Annotated in this window: 5 protein-coding genes; 3 read left to right on the top strand and 2 right to left on the bottom strand. The window is 24.6% G+C overall.

Annotated elements, in window-relative coordinates:
• Nucleotides 1-1,681, top strand: a 1,681-nt coding sequence (locus ACERKK_RS10520; protein WP_373773037.1) for a tetratricopeptide repeat protein, incomplete at its 5' end; no start/stop codon positions are given.
• A gap of 7 nt (nucleotides 1,682-1,688) precedes the next feature.
• Nucleotides 1,689-3,776 (top strand): 5-histidylcysteine sulfoxide synthase, encoded by a 2,088-nt coding sequence (ovoA, locus tag ACERKK_RS10515; RefSeq protein WP_373773036.1) that lies wholly within the window; start codon nucleotides 1,689-1,691, stop codon nucleotides 3,774-3,776.
• A 9-nt stretch (nucleotides 3,777-3,785) separates the two neighbouring features.
• On the opposite strand, the gene ACERKK_RS10510 is transcribed toward ovoA, so the two are convergent.
• Complete coding sequence (locus ACERKK_RS10510) at nucleotides 3,786-4,109, bottom strand: hypothetical protein (protein WP_373773035.1); 324 nt, start codon at nucleotides 4,107-4,109, stop codon at nucleotides 3,786-3,788.
• Between the two features lie 193 nt (nucleotides 4,110-4,302).
• Here ACERKK_RS10510 and ACERKK_RS10505 point away from each other — a divergent pair, with 193 nt between their 5' ends.
• Nucleotides 4,303-5,487 (top strand): ComEC/Rec2 family competence protein, encoded by a 1,185-nt coding sequence (locus tag ACERKK_RS10505; protein ID WP_373773034.1) that lies wholly within the window; start codon nucleotides 4,303-4,305, stop codon nucleotides 5,485-5,487.
• Nucleotides 5,488-5,491: 4 nt separating this feature from the next.
• Here ACERKK_RS10505 and ACERKK_RS10500 read toward each other — a convergent pair.
• Nucleotides 5,492-5,953 (bottom strand): diguanylate cyclase (locus ACERKK_RS10500; RefSeq protein WP_373773033.1); only part of this gene is annotated, 462 nt, incomplete at its 5' end.

Genomic DNA, 5,953 nt, shown 5'->3' with positions numbered 1-5,953 from the left:
TCATTGGATTTGGAGATTATTAGTTAAAACTTTAATAAATAGATTTAATACAATAAATTTCTATGTAAGAAATGACCAAATACAAAGTATTGAAAAAAAACTTGCATCATTTAAAATAAAAAATATCAATATCATAAAAGAAACTATAAGTTTAGAAGAGTTTGATATTACTGTTTTATTATCACAAAAAGAAGAAAAACTATTTTCTCTTATGCAACTTAGTTCTTCTATTATAATCAATAATCCTAATACTAAAAATTTTATTTCTTTAGAGTTATTTGAATACTGTGGTAAAAACTTTTTTCAAGAAGAAAAGAGTTCTAAAAATCAACTAATCTCAGGTTTTCAAAACTTTATAAACAGAGGTTTTGACGATTTTGCTTTTATTACTCAAGAAAAATCAATGCAAATTTATTTTACAAATAATGTTAAATATAAAAACTTAGAAGATGAGCAAAAAAGATTTGCATATTATTTAAGAAATCATATTGAAGAGTGTATTTCGCAGTTTGATAATCCTATTTCATTTTTAATTTTATATTATTATGTAAAAGATATTGTATTAGATGAAAAAAGAATTATTGCTATTTTAGAAAAATTCATAGAAACAATTTTTAATAAACAACAATACGAACTTATAGATGAATATTGGTTTAGTTTAGCAGGGGAAATGTTTGACTCAAAAGCTTTAGAGGATTTTGATAAAACAAATTCATCTTATTATAGAAAACTTTCAATAAGTGCTTTAAATAGATTGATTTTTCTTTTTGAGAGAAATGGCCATTTTGAACAAGCACTTTTAATTACAAAATATTTATATGAAATTAATCCAAATAAATACTCTGTAAATATTTGCTCTTTATATGAAAGAATGGGGAAATTTGATGATGCATATTTAAGTTTACCAAAAAGTTTAAACTTAGGAAAAAATAGTAAACCAAGTGATATTGAAGTTAGATATTTTCAAAGAAAAGCTTGGATTATTGTAAGCCAAAGAAAAAAAGATTTACAAGAAGAGGGTTTAACTGCACTTTCTAATTTAAAAGAGTTACTATTTTCACATAATGATGATAATGAGCCTTTATGGTTATGGCATTATTATAATATCAAAGCAAACTATGCTGAGTGGAGTGAAAATTATGAACAAGCAATTGCAAGTTATAAAAAATGTTTAGCTATTCCTGCACTTGGTGCATTTGAATATGGAGCAACTTTTGTAAATATGGCTATTGCTTATAGATTTAAATATCTTATTAGTAATTCAGATAGTTTTGATATTATTGATAAGTCTATTAGTTTAGGTGATTTAGGAGTTTTACTAAAAGAGTCAGTTGGCGATAGAGATGAAATGCCTGTTGTTTTACATAATCAAGCATTAAATATCTTATGTAAGATGTTAAATTCACCTCTTGATAAAGAGGCTTGTTTAGACATTATAAGTATTACATCTGATGCTATTTCTATTTTAGATAAAACAAAATCAGTTAAAAGATTAGGAATGTTACTAATAGAAAACTGTATTGCAAAGTCTTTGATAAATGAGGACTTTGAAGATATATCAAAACGTTTAGAAGAGCATATTCTAAAAATGGATGAAAACGAGTCGAAACAACTATTAAATATATACAATGAATTTAAAAAAGTAGATAAAATAAAAAATATTAGTTTTTTGGAAGGTTAAATAACAAATGAATTATATAAAAAATACTATAAATTTAAATACCGGAACTGTTGAGCAAAAAAGAGAAGAGATTAAGAACTATTTTATTCAAACTTATGACTTAGATGAAAAACTTTTTGATTTACTATCAGATAAAAAGCATATTTTTGAACAAGCAAATAGACTAAGACATCCTTTAATCTTTTATTATGGGCATACTGCAACTTTTTTTATAAATAAACTACTTGCTGCAAATATTATTCAAGATAGAGTAAATAAAGATTTTGAATCTATTTTTGCAATAGGTGTAGATGAAATGTCTTGGGATGATTTAGAAGAGAGCAATTATAATTGGCCATCATTTGAGCAAACTAAAGCCTATAGAGATACAGTTAAGCAAATCGTACTAGATTTGATTGACACTATGGAGTTTGAGCTTCCTATTAACTGGGAAAGTCCAATGTGGGTAATTTTAATGGGAATTGAACATGAAAATATTCATATTGAAACTTCTTCTGTTTTACTTAGAGAATTAGATATAAAATTTATGAATCAAAATGAAATTTTTACTTATTCAAATGAAGAAAGTCTAAGTTACCCTAAAAATGAGTTAGTAAAGGTAAAAGGTTCAGAAGTACTTTTGGAAAAAAGTAGAGAAAACCCTATTTATTATGGATGGGATAATGAATTTTCATTTCATAAAGCAAAAATCAATGATTTTGAGGCATCTAAATATTTAGTTTCAAATGGTGAGTTTTTAGAGTTTGTAAAAGAGGGGGGATATAATAAACCTGAATTATTTACAAATGAAGGAAAAGAGTGGTTAGATTATGCACAAGCTAATCATCCAACTTTTTGGATTAAAAAAGATGATGAATATTTTTTAAGAGAAATAAATAGAGAAATACCACTTCCTTTAAACTATCCTGTTGATGTTAATGCTTATGAAGCACAAGCTTTTTGTAAATACAAAAGTATTAAATTAGGCTATGAAGTAAGGCTTCCTAGTGAAGATGAATATTATGCACTTTATTCTTATACAAATGCAGATAAAAAAGAGTCAAATATAGGCCTAAAACAGTTTAATCAATCTCCTGTGGATAAATATAAATTTGATGAGTTTTATGATGTTGTAGGAAATGTTTGGCAATGGAGTATAACTCCTATGTATCCATTTGATGATTTCCAAGCACATAGTATTTATGATGATTTTACTAAACCTACATTTGATGATAAACACTCTTTAATGAAAGGTGGTTCTTTTATTTCTTTAGGAAATGAAACTCTAAAAGAAGCTAGATATGCTTTTAGAAGAAACTTCTTCCAACATGCTGGATTTAGATATGTAAAATCAAATAATGAATACAGAACAAAACTAAATGACAATGTTTATGAAACAGATGACTCAATTGCTCAGTATTGTGAATTTCATTACGGTGAAGAAAACTTTGGTGTTAAAAACTTCTGTGTTAATGCAGTTGAACTTTTAAAACCATATATAAAAGATATAGAAAATAAAAAAGCATTAGATTTAGGTTGTTCTGTTGGAAGATCAACGTATGAATTAGCAAATCATTTTGATGATGTTGTAGGAATTGATTTCTCAGCAAACTTTATAAACGTAGGTGTAAAACTTAAAAAATATGAATCTTTATCATTTAATGTAAAAAAAGAGGGTGAAATTTTTGAAGAAAAATCTGTATCTTTAAAAGATTTTAACTTAGATAAAATTAAAGATAAAGTTACATTTATGCAAGGTGATGCTTGTAATTTAAAAGATATATACAATGGTTATGATTTAATTTTTTGTTCAAACTTAATAGACCGTTTATACTATCCACAAAAATTCTTAGATGATGTACCAAATAGAGTAAATGATGATGGTTTATTAGTTCTACTAAGCCCTTATACATGGCTTGAAGAGTATACACCAAAAGAGAACTGGCTTGGTGGATATATCAAAGATAATAAAGAAATTTCAACACTAGATACCTTAAAAGAAAAGCTAGATGGTTTTGAACTATTAGATACAATAGATGTACCTTTTGTAATAAAAGAGACAAATAGAAAGTATCAACATACAATTTCTCAAATGTCAATTTGGAAAAAGAAATAGAGTTTTGCTCTATTTCTTTGAAATATTTTGAGAATCTAAAGTTTGTTCATTTACTTTATTATTAGAATTTTCTTCTTGAATATTTGTAGATTTTGAAAATAAAATTGCAGAGATTATAAGAAAACCAACACCAATTACAATAAGCTGTCTTGATCTTTCTTTTCTTAAAATTGCATTATCAACTTCAAATACAGCAATAGATTTAAGTGTTCCATTATCGATATACTCTAAAAACTTATATCCTTTCTTTTGATATTTTGCTTTTGTTTTTTCAAGCTCATTTTCTCGTTGAGTTTTATTAAAACCCCCAATTACAATTGTTTTCTTTGCCATTTAAATCCTTAGTAAAAATTTTGCTATATTTATCATAAATTGCCTAATTATAATAAAGTAAAATTAAAAAACAATGAAAAAAGAAGATTAAACAAAATAGTATAATATTAAATATTATAGTACAATAATATTTATGGTTATACGCAAGATTTTAAAACAGTATGAAAACTTACTACTTTTTTTTGCTTTTATTGTGATAGTATTTTTAATAAATCTATCTATTCAATATACTAAATATCAAGAACTAATTGATGAAGAAATATATGAAACAAAAGCAAAGGTAATTAATATCTATAAAAAAGAAGATTACAATGTTATAAAACTTCAAAATAGTAATATTGATTTCTTTACTTCTGTATCCAAAGATGAACTTATAAATAAAAATGATGTTTTAAATATTGTATTTATTACATCAAATATTTCATTTGTTAAATATTTAAAAGGATTTTATACTAATACAATTTACTTTAATCATGTAAATTATACAAAAACAATAAAAGATAAAATTAGTCAAAATATTTCAAATCAACATGAAAATCCAATTATAAAAGAGTTGTTTCAAGCACTTTTTTTAGCTATTCCTATTTCACAAGAATTACGACAAATTTGTACAAATTATGGAATTAGTCATCTTATTGCCTTGTCAGGATTTCATCTTGCAGTGCTTAGTTTTTTGATATATTGGATTTTATATTATCCTTATAATTTTATTCATCAAAGATACTTTCCCTTTAGAAACAAAAAATATGATTTAATACTTATCTCTATTGCTTTCCTATTTATATATTTAATTTTTACAAATATGGTAGCTTCACTCTTAAGAGCTTTTGTAATGTTTGTTATTGGTATTTATTTACTTAGAACAAATATAAAGATATTTTCTTTTTTAAACTTATTTATAGTCCTTCTTATAATACTAGCTATGTTTCCTAAATATATCTTCTCTTTATCATTATGGTTTTCAATGTTTGGAGTGTTTTATATATTTTTATATATCAATTATTTTAAAGATATAAAAAGTAAAGTATTTCAAGTAGTGTTTTTTAATTTTTGGATTTATTTTGTTATGAATCCAATTGTTCACTATTTTTTTCATAATGTCACTTATGAGCAGTTATTATCACCATTTATAACACTTGCTTTCACTTTGTTTTATCCAAGTGAATTATTATTGCATATTTTAGGAGTAGGTTATAGTTTTGATACCTTTATTGAGTATTTTCTTTCTTATGAGTTTACAGTATTTCAAAAACAAACACATATCTTGTTTTTTGCACTTTATATTTTATTTTCATTTTTAAGTATCTTTAGTAAAAATGCCTTTATTTTTTTAAATATATTAATTTGTCTATTTACTGGATATTTGTTTTTATACTAGAGTTTTATATAGTTCTATTTCTACCTGATTCTTTTGCTACATAAAGTGCTTTATCTGCAAAGTTAATTAATTTTTCTGGATTACATGTTTTTAATTCATCTGAAACAGCTAATCCCATACTTAAAGTTACAAAATCACTAATAGATGAATCTTCATGAACTAATTTAGTACTTTTTAATTTATTATGTATTTTTTCTGATAAGTTTAGAGCATCTATTCTATTTGTATTTGGTAAAATTATCGCAAACTCTTCTCCACCATATCTTGCTACAAAATCACTTGTTCTATTTGCAGAGGAACTTAATACTTCTGCTATTGCTTGTAAACAAGAATCTCCTTTTTGATGGCCATAAAGATCATTGTATTTTTTAAAGAAATCAACATCAATATTATTTTTCACTTTGTTCTCTTCGTAAATTGCAATTACTTCAATTGCAATCTTATCAATGTTTTTTTCGCTTAAATA

The organism is Poseidonibacter sp., assembly GCF_041821165.1.
GTDB lineage: Bacteria > Campylobacterota > Campylobacteria > Campylobacterales > Arcobacteraceae > Poseidonibacter.
The sequence above is the reverse complement of the archived record's forward strand: the minus strand, read 5'-3'. Positions and strand labels throughout refer to the sequence as shown.